Annotated in this window: 12 protein-coding genes; 4 read left to right on the plus strand and 8 right to left on the minus strand. The window is 47.0% G+C overall.

Translation table 11 applies throughout. The features are described from left to right. Window positions 1–160: 160 nt before the first annotated feature. From QUB12_RS19980 to QUB12_RS20000, 5 genes are all read right to left on the minus strand, one after another. Window positions 161–430 carry a hypothetical protein gene (locus QUB12_RS19980; protein WP_333308121.1) on the minus strand — a complete coding sequence of 90 codons (270 nt, stop codon included), beginning with the start codon at window positions 428–430 and terminating at the stop codon, window positions 161–163. 439 nt (window positions 431–869) lie between these two features. Next, window positions 870–4,073: an efflux RND transporter permease subunit gene (locus QUB12_RS19985; RefSeq protein WP_333308123.1), complete on the minus strand. Its 3,204-nt coding sequence runs from the start codon at window positions 4,071–4,073 to the stop codon at window positions 870–872. Window positions 4,074–4,389: 316 nt separating this feature from the next. After that, the gene (locus QUB12_RS19990) at window positions 4,390–6,174 is read right to left on the minus strand and encodes an efflux RND transporter periplasmic adaptor subunit (protein ID WP_333138750.1); all 1,785 of its coding nucleotides are present in this window, start codon (window positions 6,172–6,174) and stop codon (window positions 4,390–4,392) included. A gap of 265 nt (window positions 6,175–6,439) precedes the next feature. Next, window positions 6,440–7,048: a PadR family transcriptional regulator gene (locus QUB12_RS19995; protein WP_333138752.1), complete on the minus strand. Its 609-nt coding sequence runs from the start codon at window positions 7,046–7,048 to the stop codon at window positions 6,440–6,442. A 585-nt stretch (window positions 7,049–7,633) separates the two neighbouring features. Continuing rightward, complete coding sequence (locus QUB12_RS20000) at window positions 7,634–8,146, minus strand: DUF4112 domain-containing protein (protein WP_333138754.1); 513 nt, start codon at window positions 8,144–8,146, stop codon at window positions 7,634–7,636. Between the two features lie 401 nt (window positions 8,147–8,547). On the opposite strand from QUB12_RS20000, the gene QUB12_RS20005 reads away from it, so the two are divergent. Then, window positions 8,548–9,825: a transposase gene (locus QUB12_RS20005; RefSeq protein ID WP_333138756.1), complete on the plus strand. Its 1,278-nt coding sequence runs from the start codon at window positions 8,548–8,550 to the stop codon at window positions 9,823–9,825. A gap of 71 nt (window positions 9,826–9,896) precedes the next feature. On the opposite strand, the gene dnaK is transcribed toward QUB12_RS20005, so the two are convergent. The 3 genes from dnaK to treZ all read right to left on the minus strand — a co-directional run bounded on the left by dnaK (window position 9,897) and on the right by treZ (window position 17,206). Next, window positions 9,897–11,813: a molecular chaperone DnaK gene (gene dnaK / locus QUB12_RS20010; RefSeq protein ID WP_333138758.1), complete on the minus strand. Its 1,917-nt coding sequence runs from the start codon at window positions 11,811–11,813 to the stop codon at window positions 9,897–9,899. A gap of 540 nt (window positions 11,814–12,353) precedes the next feature. Then, window positions 12,354–15,149, minus strand: a complete 2,796-nt coding sequence (treY, locus tag QUB12_RS20015; RefSeq protein ID WP_333138760.1) for a malto-oligosyltrehalose synthase — start codon at window positions 15,147–15,149, stop codon at window positions 12,354–12,356. A gap of 233 nt (window positions 15,150–15,382) precedes the next feature. After that, entirely contained in the window at window positions 15,383–17,206 is a 1,824-nt protein-coding gene (gene treZ, locus QUB12_RS20020; RefSeq protein WP_333308125.1) for a malto-oligosyltrehalose trehalohydrolase, read from the minus strand. A 316-nt stretch (window positions 17,207–17,522) separates the two neighbouring features. Here treZ and QUB12_RS20025 point away from each other — a divergent pair, with 316 nt between their 5' ends. The 3 genes from QUB12_RS20025 to QUB12_RS20035 all read left to right on the plus strand — a co-directional run. After that, window positions 17,523–19,583 (plus strand): amylo-alpha-1,6-glucosidase, encoded by a 2,061-nt coding sequence (locus QUB12_RS20025; protein WP_333308127.1) that lies wholly within the window; start codon window positions 17,523–17,525, stop codon window positions 19,581–19,583. A gap of 35 nt (window positions 19,584–19,618) precedes the next feature. Next, window positions 19,619–20,659 carry a glucokinase gene (locus tag QUB12_RS20030; RefSeq protein WP_333308129.1) on the plus strand — a complete coding sequence of 347 codons (1,041 nt, stop codon included), beginning with the start codon at window positions 19,619–19,621 and terminating at the stop codon, window positions 20,657–20,659. A 53-nt stretch (window positions 20,660–20,712) separates the two neighbouring features. Then, window positions 20,713–20,952, plus strand: a 240-nt coding sequence (locus tag QUB12_RS20035; RefSeq protein ID WP_333308131.1) for a hypothetical protein, incomplete at its 3' end; no start/stop codon positions are given.

The raw sequence follows: 20,952 nt of genomic DNA on the forward strand, positions 1-20,952 counted from the left end.
TTTAGGGCGGGCGAGACGCCCACCCCACGCCCAGTAAGTAATGGTATTTTTAGGGCGGGCGAGACGCCCACCCCACGCCCAGTAAGTAATGGTATTTTTAGGGCGGGCGAGACGCCCACCCCACGAAGATTCTTCGCTTCAATCAGAATGACAACGCAGCTTACCGTCCAGATTTTCTCGGCGGTGTACCGTTAGCCCGCGAACGACGGATCAGCACGCTCATCACCTGCTTCGGATTAGCTGCACGTTGTACGGGACTCCAATCGCCCACTTCTGCAAATCCTAGTCGGTACAAAGTGAGTATGGTTTCCCTGACACCTTTGGGCGAACCGACAACCGTTAACAGCACCACTTCCTGTTCCGATACTGCTGCTGAGTCGTCATTTGGGCGATCAAATTTGTTGTCGTCAGGCACGAATTCCTGTGACATATTATGTTCTCCTGGTTTTGGGTTTTCTAGAAAAACCCAAAAACCCAGCCGCCCCGCAGTTCAACACATAGCAGGGCGGCTACAGAGGATGTTAAGATACTCCGTTAGCCTCCAGACTGCTGTGATCAGTTTGGCGGTTATGCTGTCCATTGCTGTTACCAGCAGCTTTGGGCAGTGCAACTAGATTTTTGGGCGACGCGGGCTGCCTCCTCTACAAGCAAGCAACCTCTCACTTCCAAGCGTAGCCGCAGATGGGGGCCGCCGTCAATCGATTTTAGATTTTAGATTTTAGATTTTAGATTTGGGATTTGGGATTTGGGATTGAAGAATTGAACCCCGGAGTAATCTGGGGACTTTGGGGGTTTTGATGCGGGATTGGCGGGTTTTGGGCGATCGCACCAATGAGACTCACAAAACGATCGCCTTTTCAACTTACCAACTACAACGGCGATACTTTATCGCGTTCAATCTCCTCGTGGGGAGTTGTTTTGCCGTTCAAAATTGTGCCATCCTCCGGCGGATTTTGCGGGCGATCGCGTTTCTTAAAGCGATCGCGAGCCGAGACAACCACCACATACAGAACCGGCACCATAAACAAACTCAAGACAGTAGAAACAACCATCCCCCCCGCGATCGCATTCCCTAGCGATCTACGACTTGCCGCCCCCGCACCTTCCGGGTTAATTAGGGGAGCAATCCCCAAAATAAAGGATAAAGAAGTCATCAAAATCGGCCGTAAACGCTCTTGAGAAGCCTCAACTGCTGCCTTAGCAATTGAATATCCCTGCTCCCGTAACTGGTTAGCAAACTCCACAATTAAAATCGCATTTTTACTTGCCAATCCAATCAACATCACCAAACCAATCTGGCAATAAACATCATTCGCCAAACCCCGCAACGACTGAGCTAAAAGTGCACCCAAAATCGCCAGAGGCACCGATAGCAAAATAATGAAAGGATCGACATAATTTTCATACTGCGCCGCCAACACCAAGAACACAAAAATCAGCCCCAAACCGAAAATTATCGGTGCTTGACCGCCGGACTCAATTTCTTCTAAAGAACTCCCCGACCATTCATAGCCAAAACCCGACGGCAAAACTTGAGCCGCCACATTTTCCATTGATTTTATCGCCTGTCCAGAACTCGATCCCGGAGCCGGAGAGCCACTAATTTCAATTGACCTATATAAATTGTAGTGGTTAACAGTTTGCGCTCCCACCACCGGAGTGATCTTCACCAAATTGCTCAAAGAAATCATTTCATTCTTTCCAGATCGGACATACAATTTACTAATATCTTCAGGGTTATCACGAAACTGTTTATCCGCCTGAACATACACCCGATAATTGCGCTGCTGGAGATTAAAATCATTCACATACTGAGAACCCAGAGCCGTTTGTAACGTACTGAAAACATCATTAATGGGAATATCTAGAGCCTTAGCTCGATTGCGGTCAACTTCCACAAGTAACTGAGGCGTATTCGCAGCAAACGTACTAAATACCGCCTGCAATCCGGGCGTCTGATTCGCCTGCTTTAAAATCCCGCCCATAGTCTGAACTAGAGAATCTAAACCGCTGTTACCTTTGCGGTCTTGCAATTGAAATTGGAAGCCTCCAAATTGACCTAAACCTTGAATAGCCGGCGGATTCACAGGGAAAATTCTCGCTTCTGGAATCGCGAAAAATTTACCCCGCAATTTACCAATAATCGCTTGTACGGTTTGATCTTCACCTTCCCTTTCTTTCCAGGGTTTAAGGGTAGTAAATATAATCCCCTGATTGGAACTATTACCACTAAAACCAAAGCCACCTACAGAAAAAGTTCCCACAACTTCAGGAACTTTGAGGATTTCTTGTTCAACTCCGTCCATCACCTGCTGGGTGTATTGCAGCGAAACACCTTGAGGCCCTTGAATAATTGTCAGAAAATAACCCTGGTCTTCCTCTGGGATAAATGCTGTCGGTACTGCTAAATAAAGCCAAGCGGTGAATCCCAGAGAAGCAATAAACAACAGGGTAACAATGGTTTTAAATCGTGTTAAGAATATTAAGGAATCTCTATATTTCTTTTGCGTCCAATCCAGAAAAATATTAATGCGGTTAAACACCCAACCCAACGGGCCGCCAAACTTCTTACCTGGGCGCAGTAATATAGCGGCAAGTGAGGGAGTAAGAGTAACTGCCATAAAGGTAGAAAGCAGTACGGAAAAAGCAATTGTTAGGGCAAATTGTTTATAGAGTGCTCCCGTTGTCCCAGGGAAAAATGCCACTGGTACGAACACGGCCATCAATACTAAGGAAGTGGCAATTACAGCACTAAAAAGTTCCCGCATTGACTCGGAAGCTGCTTGGCGGGCATTCATACCTTGGCGGACTAGACGGTCAATATTTTCGACTACGATGATAGCGTCATCAACCACTAAACCTGTTGCTAAGGTAAGACCAAATAGAGACAAACTGTTAATCGTAAAGCCGAAAGCTTTGATAAAAGCAAATGTCCCAATCAAGGAAATGGGTATTGTGAGGGTGGGAATAATCGTAGTGCGCCAATCTTGCAGGAAAACAAAAATAACTATCACCACTAGCAAGACTGCTTCAAACAGAGTTTTGACTACTTCTGCCATTGACTCTTGGACAAATTGAGTCGTATCTAGTGCGGTTCTATGTATCACCCCCGGAGGGAAGTTTTTAGCTAATTTTTCCATTTCTGCTTTGACGGCCTGGGCAACATTTAGAGCATTACTTCCGGGTAATTGGTAAATCCCTAAACCCACCGCGTCATTCCCTCGAAATCGCAGAAAAGAGTTATAATTTTCTGCTCCTAATTCTGCTCTACCGACATCTTTTAACTTAACTAAAGTTCCATTTGCTTCGCTTTTAATAACTATGTCGTCAAATTCTGTGGGGCTTTTGAGACGACTTTCTGCACTCAAATCAATCTGATACATTTGCCCCTCTGGGGCGGGTTCTTGACCAATTCTTCCTACACCAACTTGCAAGTTTTGTTCATTAATTGCTCTTGTTATATCTTGCATTGTTAGATTACGAGCAGCTAATTTATTGGGGTCTATCCACAGGCGCATAGCATAGCGTCTTTCCCCAAAAATTCGCACGTCGCCCACGCCTTTTACTCTCTTTAAAGTATCTGCTAAATAGAGGTCGGCGTAGTTGCTTAAAAATATGGTATCGTATTCTTTATTTTCGGTAAATAATCCTATAGCCAGCAGCAGGCTGTTAGATTGTTTTGTAACTGTAACTCCTGTGCGTTGTACGACATCTGGCAGTTGTGGTTGAGCAACTGCAACTCGATTTTGCACATCGACGGCGGCGATATCTTTGTCGCGGGAAGTATCAAAGGTGGCTGTAATGGTGCTAGTTCCACTGTTAGTGCTACTGGAAGTTAGATATTTCAGTCCTTCAATGCCGTTAATTTGCCTTTCTAGGATGTTTGTTACCGCATTTTCGACAACTTCAGCATTCGCACCGCTATAGTTGGCTGTGACGTTGATTTGGGTAGGGCTGATGTCGGGGAAGCGCTCGATAGGCAGGCTGGGAATGCTGATTGCGCCTACCAAAACAATAATTAAGGCGCAGACGCTAGCAAAGACAGGTCGTTTAATAAAGAAATCTGCAAACATTATTTGGGTAATGGGTAGTTGTTAGTTGATTATTCCTAATTCCTAATTGCTAATTGCACTTGATATCATGTCCGAGCGATTAAGCATAATATCCCGGTCGGGGCGGGTTTTTGAGATTGTCAATTATTAGCAGGTATTGTTGGTGAACCCGCCCCTACAAAAATCACGGTTGCTCGACCGGACATGATATGAGTCAAAAATTTAAATTGCCCCCTTGTTAAGAGCTGAGCAATCAAGTAGTTTCACATAAAGTACGTAGTTGCGCTTTAGCGCTCTTAAGAGGTGAATTAAGAGCGCCCAAGCGCAACAACATACCTTATTTTTTGCCCCCTACTGGTAAATTTTTCCCTGCTCCTTCCCCTTCCTCTTGAGCCATAATGGGAGCGCCGTCTGTCAGGTTAAGGATGCCTGCCGTAACAATTTTTTCGCCGGCTTGCAAACCTTCGATAACTTGATAATTATTCCCCTCAATGGTTCCCAATTTCACGGACTTTTGCCGCGCTACTAAAGGTGGCATTCCAGGTTTTGGCTGTTGTGGCTTTTGAGCTGTGAAGACAAAAGTTTCTCCACCTAAGCGAGTGACTGCTGTTACTGGAACTAAAATTCCGGGGCTCTGTTTCCAGATGACTTTAGCTTTTACAAACTGGAGATTAAGCAGTTCGCCGCTGGGGTTGGGAAAGGTGGCTTTAGCTAAAATTGTTTGGGAATTGGCACTGACGTTGGGGGAGATAAAACTGATTTGACCTTGGGCGATCGCCTTACCTTGAGCATCGAGCATTTGTACTGGCAGCCCTAAGCGTAATTGAGGCTGCCGTTCCAAAGGAATTGATAACCGCAAGTCTAGCAATTGGTTCTCTGTCAGGGTGGCAATGGCATCACCTTTTTGCAAGAAATCACCTACTTTCACTGGTATGTCGCCGATGACTCCTGCGAAGGGCGCGATGACCGCAGTTTCTTGTAGTTGTACTTCAAAGCCGCGCACTTGAGCGGCGGCCTCGGCAACTTGCGCTTCAGCTTGATCGAGTTGTTCTTGGCGCGTACCATTTGCTAACTGCGCTAATCTGCTCTTGGCTTGTGCGACTTCTGCTTCGGCTTTGGCTATTTCCTCTGGGCGCGAACCCTTTTGCAATTGCTGCAAAGCTTGCCGCTGCTGTTGCAAGGCTGCTGTCCGGCGATCGATCTCGGCTTGTCTGTTTTTTTGTCGCTGCTGGAACCGCCTTTGAGCTTCTCGGAGATTGGCTTTGGCGCTGCCTTCTTTTTGGGTGTATTGCTCAAGGGTGTTGGCGGATTCTGCGCCTTCTTTTGCCAATGCCTGATATCTGGCAAGTTGCTGGCTGGCTAACTTTGCTTCGGCTGTGCTTGCTTCTATTTGCGCTCTTGCTTGGGCGATTTCTTCTAAGAGGCTACCTGTTTCGGCATCGGCGAGGTCGGCTTCAGCTTGGCTAACGCGGGCTTGGGCTTGACCAATTTCTTCGGGCCGAGAGCCCGATCGCAGTTGGGCGAGGTTGGCTTGGGCTTGGGCGACTTGGGCTTGAGCTTGGGCGATTTCTTCGGGCCTGGCTCCTGCTTGCAATTCGGCTAAGTGGGATTGAGCGCGGATCAGGTTGGCTTGGGATTGCCTCAAGTCAGCTTGGGCGCTGTCGCTTTTCATGCGGGCGATGGCTTGCCCTTTATTTATGAAGTCCCCGGATTTGACAAAAATCTCCGTGACTAGCCCTTCTACTTCGGGTTTGATTTGTACCGAACGCTTGGCTTCTAAGCTGCTAACAAATTCGGAAGCATCTTCGACTGAGCTGGTTTTTACGGCGGCGAGCTTGACTGGTATGGCTGGGGGTTGGGCTGCTGCTGCCGGTTGCTGTGCGCGATTCTGACCCGATTGCCACGAGTACCAGCCGAAACCTGCTGCGCCTGTGGCGATCGCGATCGCGGCAATTAGAGGCCAGCGCGATCGGGGTTTAGCAACAGGCTGGGGGTGATCATCGGCAACGGGGGGAAAATCCTCTGGTCGATCGCTGTCGGCATCGGTTGGGTGCAGTTCCGGTGTGGGAGGTTTTTGCTCTTCAGCTTCAACGACGGATTCTGGGGATTTAGAATAACTCATTGGCAGCACCACTTAGATTTTTTTTAACTTCTGACTGAGACTTGGGCGAAATCTTTGATTTTCCGGCGTTCCCCTCAAACATGGGGGAATAAGGACAAGCGATTTTAAACAGGATGGAATCGGGAAAGTCCCTTTTTAATGAGGTTGGGGTATGTGAAGCGCTTTAGTTTCATCACATTTAGCCAAGTCTGGGGGTGATTCTTTGTAGGAAAGCTTCTTGTTATTTCTCAAAAGTTACGATGACAGGCAAGATTGCACATCCTTCTTATGACTCACCTGAGTGGGTGAGTTGGAAGGATTTTCCCTTGGCTTCAGCGGATTCAGCGAAGGTTAGGGAGTCACGCACTCCGGCGATCGCACTTTTTTCCTTGGCTAGTTGCTCGGTTAACCACTCTATCTCTGACGCCAGCACTGACTTGCAGCGATCGCGAGAGGCGAATTGATAGTCATCGGTTAGTGGATATTCGCTCTTGAGGCTTTCGATGTAGTCTTGCCTGGTGTAACAGGCTCGCAAGCGGTGTTCCAATAGCTTCAGCCGTTCTGTCGGTTCTAAGTCGCCAAAAAAGAAAAACTTGATTTGGAACCGGGAACCACTGTTAACCCAGCTTTCTTGAGGGTGTTCGAGCATTTTTTGCCGCCAGAGTTCGCGCCCTTTGTCGGTAATTCCGTAGATTTTGCGCGGACAGCCCGCATCTCCGGCTTCTTCGGCTATTACCGAAATCTCCCCTCGCTCTTCCAAGCGCTTCAGCAGCGGGTAAATCGCTCCGTAGTTGACGCTGATGCAACTGCTCATAAACAGCTCCAGTTTTTGCTTTAGCCGGTAGCCGTGCAGAGGTTGCAACTGTAGCAGTCCAAGTGCGGATAATTCAAGCATTTATATCAAGTTGATATTATAGTCTGGATTATATCACTATATCGAACTCAAGGGCGATCGGGTAAATAGCTCGCTTCCCAACAAAATTAAATTTGATACATAAGTTATAATATTTGTCAATACCCTTAATATATATTATTTGAGGATCTAGAAAGGGCGATCGCTTTATATTATAGAATCCATTTGAGAAATAAGAAGAGTGCTAATTTACCTCGATTTCGGTCAGATGCTGCCTGGTCTTTGATGTCTCGGAATTGCTTTAATAGACTCTGCTCAATAGCTGCGATTTTTGCCGCATATCTCTTCTGATTAAGATCACCAGAACTTTTCTTGGCATGGGTTGATTGAATTTTAAAACCCTGAGAAATTTTAGTATTCCTTGATATTTTTTCTAGCAGCTAAGCTAACTGTTTTTTCCTAGCTCATAGTCAGAAATTATTTGTCCAATATAAATCATCCTAAATCCAGATGTTTTTACGGCCAGTCATCCTACTCACAATTACTTTTTAAGTACAAAGTATACCAGATTAGATGCTCTGAACCTGACACAGGTAGAGTCATTGCTCTTTATCTTACGACCCGAAATTAACGTCCTGTAATCACTTGAAATAGCCACCCAAAAAGCATCACGCTCAAGAAAATTACACCTCCGACAATTAACATTAAACCCAACAGCAAAGCCGCGACAAATAACCAATTGGCTTTTTTTCCCGGTTCGGGGGAACCTAAATGAGCATCTAGCAATTCTATATTTTTGACATTAGCTTTCCAAGTAACATCAAGCAAGTCTCCTGCTACGGGTACAGTACCAGCAACTGTATCAAATACGATGTTAGTGGCCATTTTGACTAAAGTCTCTTGTGGTACTCCCATTTGAGCGGATTTGAAGACAACATATCCTGCAAAAATTGAACTGATTAAATCGCCACCGCCCGGTATAAGTCCCAGTATCGGATCGAGTCCGATGCGGTATTTTGTGCCGGGAATCGGAATTGCATTGTCGAGTAAATGGCTGATGCGGCGGAGTCGGCGCAAGGATGCAACATGAGATGGGCTGGGAGTATTTGGGGAGGAATTTTGTATAGGAGAACGTGACATTTAATTGCTCTCGATTGCGATATTACTGCTAGTTTATGATATTTGTTGAAGCATATTCTAGTTTTGTCTCTATGCCTCAAGCAAGATTTTTAGCCGAAACAGCAGAAGCCCCACACTGAATTTAGAGGGGGATTTATCGAGGCGTAGCCGAGTACCCCCAATAAATCAGTGTGGGATGAATGCGCGACTGACGTAGGTACGTAGTCAGTCAGTAAATGTAAGGGACAGTCGATCAATCCACGCCTCTACCATCTGGGTGATAGTTTTCTCTCTGGCCTCCGCGACTGTTCTCAGTTTATTGAGACGCTTCTCAGATAACCGGATGTGCAAATTCTTGTCTTTCATGTCGTGTTGTCAATGCGAACACAATCATGTTAACATAACTTTCAAGGAGGGTAGATATGAGAACAGCTTATCAGTACAAGTTACGTCCAACAAAACAACAGGTCATTGAGCTAGACAGATGGCTATCCATGCTATGCTCTCAGTACAATTATCTGTTGGCTGATAGATTTAATTGGTACGAACAAAACCGTTCTCCCGTTAACGCCTGCCCTCTCGTTTGCTACCTACCTGAACTGCGAGACAATCCTGATTATTACTCACAAAAGAAAACGTTGCCTCAACTCAAGAAAACACATCCTTGGTATAGCGAGATATATTCGCAAGTCCTTCAAGATGTAGTTAAGCGAGTTAAGATAACATTTGACCGTTTCTTGAAAGGTGACAGCAACGGAAAACGTAGCGGGAAACCTCGTTTTAAGGCTCGGAACCGTTATCGCACTTTTACTTATCCACAGGTGAAAGAGGGTTGCTTACAGGGCAACTCGATCAACTTGCCAATGTTTGGGAAAGTTAAAGTTGTATTGCATCGCCCTATCCCTGATGGATTCAAAATTAAAACCGCATCTGTCACCAAGAAAGCTGATGGTTACTACCTTACGCTCTCCCTGGAAGACAAGACAGTTCCAGAGATTAAACCAGACTTTAATCCTCGTTCGATAACAGGTATTGATGTAGGACTGAAGGAGTTTTTGACAACCTCTGAGGGCGAAACAGTCGTTATTCCCCAGTATTACCGTAAAGAGCAAAAACGCTTACGGGTAATTCAAAAGCGAGTTTCACGTGGCAAGAAAGGCAGCAAGCGAAGGCAGAAATCGGTCAAGCAACTAGGGAAGTGTCACAAAAAAGTAGCTGACAAACGCAAAGATTTTCACTTCAAGACAGCTAATTGGCTGTTGTCAAAATATGACGTAATCGCGCACGAGGATTTAAACGTCAAAGGGCTAGTTCGTACAAGATTAGCTAAATCTGTGTTGGACGCTGGGTGGTCAAGCTTTCTGTCAATACTTGCAAATAAAGCCTCAAATGCTGGTTTGTTGGTTGTCCCAGTAAGCGCCCATAATACTTCACAAGATTGCTCTAATTGCGGAGAGAAAGTACCAAAAAAGCTGCATATTCGCTGGCATGATTGCCATCATTGTGGGTGTAGTCTTGACCGCGATCATAATGCGGCACTTGTCATCAAAAATAGAGCGGTGGGGCAACCCGTTCTTAAAGCTCAGTTAATGTCCTATGCAATAGCAGGAGTCGCCCAGAAGCCTACACCAATGGTGACAGCTTGTGTTGGTGTAGGAGTTGTCACTAATTTTAGTCGATCGACTTTGGTTTGTTTTTGAAAGAACAGAAACCCGGTTTCTGTTCAAAACCGGGTTTCTTCCGTCTAGCTGGGGGCTTTTAAATTAGCCTTTTATTTGTTGCCTTCTGTGAAGTCGGCGTCAATCACGTCGTCGCCGCCACCAGTGGGGCCGCCGTCTCCATAGCCACCAGGGCCACCAGGGCCGCCAGGGCCGTCAGTTGGGCCGCCTGCTTGCTGGTACAGGTTGCTGCTGACAGCGTAGAATGCTTGCTGCAACTCTGTTGTCAAGGTTTTGATCCGATCGTCATCTTCAGTAGCGATCGCATCGCGCAAGTCTTTGATCAAGCCTTCAACCTTAGTCTTGTCAGCAGCGGGAACTTTATCACCCAATTCTGCCAACTGCTTCTCAATTTGATAGGCTAAAGAATCGCCTTGGTTTTTGCGATCGATCCTTTCGCGACGTTCCTTGTCAGCAGCCGCATTCGATTCGGCTTCCTTCACCATGCGCTCGACTTCATTGCTGGGCAAAGTAGAAGCACCAGTAATGCTAATCGATTGCTCCTTACCAGTACCTTTATCCTTAGCAGCTACATTCAAAATACCGTTAGCATCGATATCGAAAGTAACTTCAATTTGAGGTACGCCACGGGGGGCTGGTGGAACTCCATCTAAGCGGAATGTTCCCAAATCCTTGTTATCATTTGCCATTTCCCGTTCGCCTTGCAAAACGTGAATTTCCACGTTTGTTTGGCCGTCTACAGCAGTCGAAAAAGTTTCCGACTTCTTGGTAGGAATAGTGGTGTTGCGGGGAATGATTTTGGTCATCACGCCACCCAAGGTTTCGACGCCCAGAGACAGCGGAGTAACGTCGAGCAACAAGATGTCTTTGACTTCGCCGGAGAGTACGCCGGCTTGAATTGCTGCACCGACTGCGACCACTTCATCCGGGTTTACCGTTTGGTTGGGGTCTTTGCCAAGGAGTTTTTTGACCAGTTCTTGCACCGCAGGAATCCGCGTAGAACCACCAACTAAGACGACTTCATTAATTGCAGATTTGTCTAATTTGGCGTCGCGGATCGCATTTTCTACGGGGATGCGAGAGCGATCGATCAAATCCGAGCACAGTTCTTCAAACTTGCCCCGCGTCAAAGTCGTGTCCAAGTGTTTTGGCCCGTCTTGAGTCGCGGTAATAAACGGCAGGTTGATTTCTGCTTGGGTAACGCTCGAAAGCTCAATCTTGGCTTTTTCTGCTGCTTCCGTCAGGCGTTGCAGTGCTTGTTTGTCTTTGCGAAGGTCAATGCCTTCGGCTCTTTGGAATTCGTTAGCGATGTAATCAACAATTTTTTTGTCGAAGTCGTCACCGCCGAGGTGAGTGTCTCCAGAAGTTGCTAACACTTCAAACACGCCGTCGCCTACTTCGAGAATAGATACGTCGAAAGTACCGCCACCTAAGTCAAATACGAGGATGGTTTCGTTGCTCTTTTTATCTAACCCGTAAGCTAAAGCTGCTGCTGTAGGTTCGTTAATAATCCGCAGCACTTCTATACCGGCAATTTTTCCCGCGTCTTTCGTAGCTTGGCGCTGGGAGTCGTTAAAGTAAGCGGGAACAGTAATTACCGCTTGGGTAACAGTTTCGCCGAGGTATTTGCTGGCGTCTTCTACCAGTTTGCGGAGAACTTGTGCAGAAATTTCTTCTGGAGCAAATTGCTTGCCACGGGCGGGACAGTCTAGTTTGAGGCTGTTGCCAACTTTGAGGACTTTGTAGGAAACTTCAGTGGTTTCGTGGGTTACTTCATCAACCCGACGCCCGATAAACCGTTTTACTGAGTAAAAGGTGTTTTCGGCGTTCATCACGGCTTGACGCTTGGCGATTTGTCCGACAAGTTGATCCCCATTTTTAGCATATGCTACTACAGAAGGTGTGGTGCGACCCCCCTCGGCGTTGGCTATGACGGTGGGTTTGCCGCCTTCCATAACTGCGACGCAGGAGTTTGTCGTACCTAAGTCAATTCCAACTACTTTTCCCATAGGGGTGTTCCGGCTCCAATCTCTACAAAATTTTGGTGTTTTATCTGTGCGATAGTCTGGTTATTCAGGACTGCCATTTTACCTCGCGGTTTACGGGTAGTGAGTCCTGCTTTAATACAGTCTTCGATAGGGTGCTTATCTCTATACTGCGGGCGGTTAGACCAAGCGATGAAGGCGTGTTTACCGAACCTTTTGGGGGACGGTTGCATCCGTGAGGCTTGCACCGCTACAGTTGTTGACTGCTTTTCTTTACTCTTCCCAATGTACGGTGTGTGATGGATTCGGGTATTGTGGCAAACCGTATACGTTGTGTTGTATTTGCCGTCTTTGTTGTATAAATTTTGTTTGGTTGGTAGGGGCGATCGGTTTTTTGGCTTCCAATCAGGTTTAATATCAATTCTGAAAAGGGACAGGGCATTGCCCTGTCCCTACTCGTTTACTTCCAGGCTGTGCCTCGGAAGGAATATATTGTTGAGGCAGAGCCTGAAGTCCGCCTCTTGGGAATCTCGGAAAATTCAAGAATTTTCCAGCTTTTAATTGCTATTTTTTACCGATCAGCAGAGCTGCAGGAAAGTAACTCAGAGCTTCACCAATTGCCAACGTACCGTTACTTTCTACCGCCTGATTTGTAATTGCATCTTTCCAAACCGACGGCATTTGTTCGGATAATTTCAAATTAGTATCTTTCCAGATTTGTTTGCCGATCGGCATTTCTTCCGGTTTGACAATTCCCGTCAAAAACCGGGGAGCAATGACAATAACGGTAGTCTCTCCAAAGCTTCTGGCAAAGGCAACAACATTATCTTTAAACGTGCCAACTGCTTGCAGGGGCACATAGTCGCCTGATTGAAAAACTTGCAAGTATTTTTTTCTCGCGTCTAGCGCTCTTGCCGTCAAAAACAACTTAATTCTAGCGTCTTCTCGCGTCGCAATCAAATCTTCAACCAGTTGCAAAATATCCGTCTGAGCTTGCTCTTTTATTTCCCGCAAAACCTCGATTCTGCGCTCATAATCAACGGGACGGCGGTTATCGGGATCGACGTGGCTTAAATCCCAAAATTCCGTCCCTTGATAAATGTCGGGAACGCCCGGAGCCGTGATTTTCAGCAGCGTTTGAGATAAAGAATTGAAAATTCCGTAATTAGCTACCTTTTTACAGAAAGGTGTAAATTTGTTGAGAAACTGATTTTGTTCCGAAGGTTCGAGAACGCTATCGACAAAGGTCATAAAACCAGCTTCGTAGTCGTTATCCGGTCTCAGCCAAGCCGTATAAACTTTTGCTTCGCGGACAGCTTTAATGACATAATCTTTCAGGCGATCGACATAATCAGTGTTTTCAATTCCCTCAAAGGGAAAACTGCCTAGCAGAGTTTGGTACAGGAAGTATTCGTCATTAGTATCTGGAACCATTCGATTCACAAAGTTGACTTTCTTAGAAGAGTTTACCTCTCTCCAAGACCTGACTTGCTGTTCCCATTCATCGGGAATTTCTGACAAAACGTTTATTCTGGCTCGCACATCTTCGCCGCGTTTGGTATCGTGGGTAGCTGTAGCATTCATTTTGTGCGGCCAAGCTACTTGCTGCTTTTGGTTGAACTCGTGAAAATCTACCAGCGACACGCCGAACTGACTGGGATTTCCTCCCACTTCGTTGAGGGATAAAAGCCGATAGTAGACGTATAAAAGGGTGTCTTCAACGCCTTTTGCCATTAATGGGCCTGTCAACTGCTGGAGTTTCATTACAAAGTGCCGGCGCTGCTCTTTTTGTTCTGGTGTTAGAGTTTCTTCTTCTTCGAGTAACAGCACCGTTTCGATAAATTTAAGTTCCTTGAGGAGTCGGGGTACTTGTTGTTTGGCATGGGCGATCGCATATTTTACGTAAGTGCGATCGGACTCTCTCAAACCGTCTTGATTGATGTAAGTTCGGTAGACTGGAAAAATTGTCAAAACAGCCGCCAATGCTTTTTCCAAACCGGGACGAGTAAAGTCATTTCCCTGTCTCGATTGACCAGAGATATTCTTCAAAAGTTGAGCTAGATTGTCTACGTCTCCCGCCAAGTTTTTCTCAACAATCAGCCCTTTTTTATCTAAAAACAACTGTTCGTAGGGAACGTTCAAGCGAGTAAATCTCTGATATATTTCGGTAAATTGCTGTTCGCGATCGCACCGACAAAAAACGCCGTTTACGTAATTCAAAAAGTCGTAGCCGCTAGTTCCCTCAATCGGCCAATATGACGGCAAATCTTCTTCGTGTTCCAGAATCTTTTCAACAGTGATGTAAGTGTCTGGGGTTTTCTCCCGGAGCCGTTTCAAATATTCTGTGGGATCGTACAGTCCGTCGATGTGGTCGATTCTCAATCCGGTAAACTTTTCCTCATCAACCATGTCGAATATCAGAGCATGGTTTTTGTGAAAAACTTTAATCTCTTCAACTTTTACCGAAATAAGTTCGTTTACCGTAAAAAACCTTCGGTAGTTAATTTCTTCGGCCCCCACTTTCCAGAAAGCCAGACGGTAAAACTGCTCGGAAAGCAATTCGTCTAGCAAATTAAAGCTTTCGGGATTTCCCTTTTCTCCGTTAAAAACTTTGATATTTTCATCTATGAATTCCTGTACAAGGGGATTTTGATTGTAGAGTTCCCACAGCAGTCCTTTGACAAAAGCTATCTGATCGTATCTGGTTTTACCTTTAGTTTCTGAAGGGGTATTTTTAATCAAATAAAGAATTCCTAAAAACTTGATAAAATCTGGATGGCGTCTGCCTAATTCTCTGGCTAACTGCCCCAAATTCTGACTGATAAATTTAGCATAAGATTCAATTCTTACTGGCAATTGTAAGCTATAATAATTGATACTCAGCCCAATTTCGCTGTATTTGAGTTGAATCTCGCCATTTTCCAGACACTCTCCATAAAAATTGCCCAGCAGCGGAGCCAGCACTCGACCCCTGAGATGTTCGTAAGCGTGATTCCATTCAATATCAAAGTAATCAAAATAGTCGGAATCTGGCCCGTGTTCCAATACGTCTAACAGCAGCAAATTTTGAGTGTCGTAAGCCATGTGGTTCGGAACAATATCTTGCAGCCATCCCATGTTCCGTTTCTTGATTTCGTATGTGAGGGCTTCAAAATTTTCTGATGTTCCCAAATCGGGATTGATCTGATTTGAGTCAACCACATCGTATCCGTGAGAGCTGCCTTTTCTGGCTTTAAATATTGGTGAAGCGTAAAGGTCGGTAATTCCTAAATCTTCCAGATAGCTAAGGATTTGTTTGGCGGCTTCAAAGTTAAAACCTCCATGAAATTGAATCCGATAAGTAGTTGTGGGAATTCTCATTATGTTAATTTTACTCCAGGTTTTTTAGGGTTTTCTTTTTTAATATATGAGGCAGAGCCTCCTCTACTGCATTCCCCGGCGGAGGCTGGGAACGACAGAGGCTCTGCCTCCCGTTTCTTCTGGGACTACATTCCGCAACATAGCCTGAGAACGAGAGAGGTTCTGCCTCCTGTTTCTTGTTCCTAGGCTCTGCCTGGGAACGCCTGTATTTGAGGCTCTGCTTCCCGTTTTAATTATTCTAATTCGTAAAGTGCGAAACTCTGCGGTTTAACGGTCAATTTTTGCTCTGAAGTTATCTTTTCAGGCAAGCTAGAACCTGAACCCATCCATTTTTCATCAGCAGAGTCTAAAATTTTGTGACCGTTGCCTTGGGGAAGTGCAGCCGTAAAAGCTACCTCTTGCCTGTTGAAGTTTAGAATGCAGAATATCTGGCTGTCATCTGTCCAACGACGTAGAAATAAGATTTTTTCCGCTTCAATGCTGGACACTTCTAGACTGTTTTTGTCGAGTTTTTTAAGGGCTGGTATTGTCCGCCGCAGGTGAATCAAATGTTGGTGCCATTCCCAAAGGATTTTGTGTTTGCCTTCGGTTTGTTTTTGCCAGTTTAACTTACACTTATCGAAAGTCTCAGGACTCTGGGGGTCTTGAAACTCGCCTCGGTCTTCAAAGGCTTTAAATTCTTGTTGTTTGTCTTTGCGGATAGCTTCAATTAAGTTTTCGTCCGAGTGGGAAACGAAGTAAAAAAACGGTGCTTCTTCTCCGTATTCTTCTCCCATAAAAAAGAAGGGAATGTAGGGAGAAATTAAGACAGTGCCTGCTGCAAGTTTCAATCCTTCAAAGTCAACTATTTTGGATAGTCGGTCTCCCAAAATGCGGTTGCCGATTTGGTCGTGGGTTTGGGCAAACACCAGAAATTTATGACCCGGTTCATCCTTAACAGAATTGCCGTGTTTCCGCTTTCTGTGGGGGGCGTACTGACCGGAGTAAACAAAGCTTTCTTTGAAGGCTTTTTCTAAGTGTTCGCACTTGCCGTAATCTTGGTAGTACCGGTCGTCTTCTCCGGTGAGCAAGGCGTGCAGTGCGTGGTGAAAATCATCGCACCATTGGGCGTCTAGTCCGAAGCCACCGAGTTGTTTGGGACGTACAGTGCGGACATCATTTAAGTCACTTTCGGCTATTAAGTAAAGTTTCCGTCCTAGTTCTTGGGAAATAGCGGCTGTGGCATCGGATAATTCTTGTAAAAAAGGTCTTGCACCTACCTCAAATATTGCTTGAATGGCATCTAATCTCAGGGCATCGATGTGATAGTCTCGAAACCAGTAGAGGGCGTTTTCAAGAAAGTAGTTACGCACACCGTCGCTGTAGGCGTCGTCGAAGTTGAGGGGGTCTCCCCAAATTGAGCCGTATTTGGATGTAAAGTAGGGGCCGAAGTCCCTGAGATAATTTCCTTCGGGGCCGAGGTGGTTGTAAACTACATCGAGAATTACTGAAATGCCCTGTTCGTGGCAGGCGTTGACAAGTGTTTTGAAGCCTTCGGGGCCGCCGTAGGAGTTTTGAACGGCGTAGGGATATACGCCGTCATATCCCCAGTTTCGCTCGCCCGGAAATTGGGCTACTGGCATTATTTCGATGGCGTTGATTCCCAATTCTTTAAGTTGTTTTAGCTGGGGAATTATTGCTTCAAAGGTTCCGGCTTGGGTGAACGTGCCGACGTGCAGTTCGTAAATAATCATTTCGGCTAGCGGCACGCCTTGCCAATTTGTGTCAGTCCAAGTAAAAATATTTTCATCTATTACTTGCGACGGAGCGTGTACGCCTTGGGGTTGATATTTTGAGGCTGGGTCTGGTCGGTCGGTTTTTCCTTCGATTTGGTAGGTGTAAAGGGTTCCTGGTTCGATGTCTGTAGCTGTGGTTTGCCAATAACCTTCTGCGGATTGTTGCAGGGGTATCAGGCGTTTTTTTGGGGAAACAATTTGGACGGCGATTTGTTTGAGGGTGGGCGCCCAAACGGTAAATTCACATTGGTTATTGCCGAGGTAATTTGCTCCTATCTTCACTTTGAGCTGTTCTCCTTATAAAATAGGTTGGTAGTTCGATCGCCCGACGCGCTATCAAATGCTTGCCCTTAACGTTCAGCGCCTGTTTAGACGGTAATATTACTTAATATAACAAACAACTAACTTTAGACAGAGGCATCAAAGGGGAAAATTGGGTAAGCGGCAAAATTAGCGGTTGGTGAGGTCGAAATTAGAGCAGGAATCGGCACGGGGCCGATCGCCAAATTAACGGCCTGCAAGCGTTAATATTTCTGGTTGATATCATGTCGAAAATCTACCTAAAGGTAGGTCAAAAATCAGCGCGAGTGTGGACTTTATGGTTATGGCTTTTGGACGGGAAATCTGCTGCAATCTCGACTCAGCGGAGTCTCGCGAGTGGTTGGTCACAAACGGGATCGGCGGTTACGCTAGCGGGACGATCGCAAATCTCCTCACCCGCCGCTATCACGGCTTGCTGATAGCCGCCCTCAAACCCCCGCTGGGACGCACTTTGATGCTCGCCAAGCTGGACGAGACGGCTGTGTATCACGATCGCGCCTATCCGCTTTATACAAACCGCTGGGCCGACGCGACGATGGAACCCCACGGCTACAAATACATCGAAAGCTTTCACCTAGAAGGCACGACGCCTGTTTGGAGGTTTGCTCTCGCCGACGCTATCCTGGAAAAGCGGATTTGGATGCAGCAAGGTGCTAACACAACATATATTCAATACCGCTTGCACCGCGCCTCACAACCGATCGCCCTCGCTGTCAAAGCCCTAGTAAACTATCGCGACTACCACCACACAACGAGCGTCGGCGACTGGCAGATGAGCCTACAAACCTTGGAACGCGGGGTTTGCGTGACTGCATTTCCCAAGTCTGTACCCCTGTACCTGCTGACGGATGCCGAACCAGACGCGAATTTTCGAGTTTCTACGCCTTTATACAATTGGCATTACGGATTTGACCTAGCAGCCGAAAAGCGGCGCGGATTGGACTACTGCGAGGATCACTTGCACGCGGCGACTTTTCACATGACGATCGCACCGGGAAGTTCTCTCACATTGATAGCCAGCACCGAGAAAAATACCGAACTCAACGGCGGTACTGCTTTAGAAGTGCGTCGCACTTATGACCAACAACTGCTGCAAAACTGGTCAAAAGTGATCGAATCTCCCGACTGGATCAATACCTTAGTGCTCGCCGCCGACCAATTTATCGTCAGCCGCCCGCTACCGGAGGAACCCGAAGGCAAAACGATCATCGCCGGATACCCCTGGTTCAGCGACTGGGGGCGCGACACGACGATCGCCCTACCCGGTCTCACAATCTGTACCGGGCGATGGGAAATTGCGCGATCGATTTTGCGGACATTTGCGCGGTATGTCGATCGGGGGATGCTGCCGAACCGCTTCCCGGATGCGGGCGGCGCACCGGAATACAACACGGCAGACGCCACTCTGTGGTACTTTGAGGCAATTCGCACTTATATCGATGCCACGGGGGACGACGAACTTTTGAGCGAACTCTGGCCGGTGTTATGTGAGATTGTTGACTGGCACTTGCAGGGTACTCGGTATAATATCCGCGTCGATCCCGATGACGGTTTAATCTACGCGGGCGAAACCGGCGTGCAACTGACTTGGATGGACGCGAAAATCGGCGATTGGGTGGTGACGCCTCGGATTGGTAAGCCGATCGAACTCAGCGCGCTTTGGTACAATGCTATACAAGCTATGGCAAGTTTTGCTCGAAAATTGGGCAAGCCTCACAATGAATACCAGCAATTGGGCGATCGAACAGCCGCCGGATTCCCTCGCTTCTGGAACGCCTCAACCGGTTACTGTTACGACGTTCTGGACGGCTCCGACGGACACGATACCTCCCTGCGGCCCAACCAAATATTCGCCGTATCCCTGCCCCTAGACTCGATTCCTCCTCACTCCGCCAACTCCTTGTCAGCGGGGATGCGCCAGGAAACCCGCTATACACCGTTACTGACGCCCATCCAGCAGCGCGGCGTGGTGGACGGCTGCGCCCAACAGCTTCTGACTTCTGTCGGCCTCCGCAGCCTCTCGCCGCAGCACCCGCAGTATTGCGGGGCATACGGAGGCGACCAATTGCAGCGGGACAGCGCCTACCACCAGGGCACAGCTTGGGGCTGGCTGATTGGCCCGTTTGTCTTGGCGCACTTGCACGTATACAAAAACCCAGCACAAGCGAGGGAATTCCTCGAACCGATGGCACATCATATAAGGGCCGGCGGAGTTGGCAGTCTGGGCGAAATTTTTGAGGGCGACGCCCCCCACTCGCCGCGGGGCTGCACGGCTCAAGCTTGGACTGTGGCTGAGGTGCTGCGGGCTTGGTTGGCAATTAATACTGTGGGTGTTTAAATGGGGAATGTTATCTTTGGTGGAAAAAGAGATTTATGGCATTATTATTAGCGGGCGATATTGGCGGAACTAAGACAATTTTGCGCTTAGTGGAAAGGACTGTTAACGGTGAAATGAACGCTCTTTACGAGTTCCGCTATCCCAGCGGGGAGTTTCCAGATTTAGTGCCGATGGTGCAGCAGTTTTTGACGGAAGCTACTATGAAATTGGATTTTGCGCCATTGCCTGAAAAAGCTTGTTTTGCGATCGCAGGCCCGGTGGTTAACAACACTGCAAAACTGACTAATTTGCCTTGGGTGCTGGATGCGAAGCGTCTGGAACAAGAATTAGGAATATCCCGCGTCAGTTTAATTAATGATTTTGTTGCGGTTGGCTACGGTGTGTGGGGTTTGGATGCTAAAGATTTGCACATTTTGCAAGTCGGAAAACCCCGCCAACACGATCCAATTGCTGTTATTGGTGCGGGGACTGGTTTGGGAAATTGTTTTGGAATTCCCGAGGCAAATGGCATCAGGGTTTTTTCTTCGGAAGGGGGACACGGGGATTTTGCTCCTCGTTCGGAGTTGGAGTTTGAATTGCTGAAATATTTGTTAGCAAAACACGACATTCAAAGAATATCGATCGAGCGTGTGGTTTCGGGACAAGGGATTGTTTCAATTTACCAGTTTTTGCGGGACAGAAAGTTTGCTCCTGAATCGCCGGAGGTAGGGGAAGTTATCAAAAAATGGGAGTCAGAAATCGGGAAAACTGAAAAGACTGTCGATCCGGGGGCGACAATTGCACAGGCGGCCCTCAAAAAGTGCGATCGGCTTTCGGAACAAACAATGCAAATGTTTGTAGAAGCCTACGGTGCAGTGGCGGGAAATCTGGCTGTGACACTGTTACCTTACGGCGGTTTGTACGTAGCCGGCGGCATTGCTGCTAAGATTTTGCCGCTGATGCTAGAAGGGGGTTTTATGCGAGCTTTTACGCACAAAGGCCGGATGGATTCGCTGTTAGAAATGATGCCGGTGAGATTGGTTTTAAATGATAATGTAGGGTTAATTGGAGCCGCAGTTTGTGCGGCCGGTCTTTAGGAGAATTTTAAGTAGTTTGGGGCGGGCAAGATGCCCACCCCACAAGAATATTTGTGGCACAGGCATCTTGCCTGTGCAAAGAGTTTGGGCGGGCAAGATGCCCACCCCACAAGAATATTTGTGGCACAGGCATCTTGCCTGTGAAATCCTTGTGGCACAGGCATCTTGCCTGTGCAAAGAGTTTGGGCGGGCAAGATGCCCACCCCACAATAATTTTTGTGGCACAGGCATCTTGCCTGTGCAAAGAGTTTGGGCGGGCAAGATGCCCACCCCACAATAATTTTTGTGGCACA

The organism is Microcoleus sp. B7-D4 (genome assembly GCF_036705125.1).
Lineage (GTDB): Bacteria > Cyanobacteriota > Cyanobacteriia > Cyanobacteriales > Microcoleaceae > Microcoleus.

What these genes read in the sequence shown, in the direction of transcription:
- QUB12_RS19980 (WP_333308121.1), bottom strand. Translation starts at nt 430, where the DNA reads ATGTCACAGGAATTCGTGCCTGACGACAACAAATTTGATCGCCCAAAT.
- QUB12_RS19985 (WP_333308123.1), bottom strand. Translation starts at nt 4,073, where the DNA reads ATGTTTGCAGATTTCTTTATTAAACGACCTGTCTTTGCTAGCGTCTGC.
- QUB12_RS19990 (WP_333138750.1), bottom strand. Translation starts at nt 6,174, where the DNA reads ATGAGTTATTCTAAATCCCCAGAATCCGTCGTTGAAGCTGAAGAGCAA.
- QUB12_RS19995 (WP_333138752.1), bottom strand. Translation starts at nt 7,048, where the DNA reads ATGCTTGAATTATCCGCACTTGGACTGCTACAGTTGCAACCTCTGCAC.
- QUB12_RS20000 (WP_333138754.1), bottom strand. Translation starts at nt 8,146, where the DNA reads ATGTCACGTTCTCCTATACAAAATTCCTCCCCAAATACTCCCAGCCCA.
- QUB12_RS20005 (WP_333138756.1), top strand. Translation starts at nt 8,548, where the DNA reads ATGAGAACAGCTTATCAGTACAAGTTACGTCCAACAAAACAACAGGTC.
- dnaK (WP_333138758.1), bottom strand. Translation starts at nt 11,813, where the DNA reads ATGGGAAAAGTAGTTGGAATTGACTTAGGTACGACAAACTCCTGCGTC.
- treY (WP_333138760.1), bottom strand. Translation starts at nt 15,149, where the DNA reads ATGAGAATTCCCACAACTACTTATCGGATTCAATTTCATGGAGGTTTT.
- QUB12_RS20025 (WP_333308127.1), top strand. Translation starts at nt 17,523, where the DNA reads ATGGTTATGGCTTTTGGACGGGAAATCTGCTGCAATCTCGACTCAGCG.
- QUB12_RS20030 (WP_333308129.1), top strand. Translation starts at nt 19,619, where the DNA reads ATGGCATTATTATTAGCGGGCGATATTGGCGGAACTAAGACAATTTTG.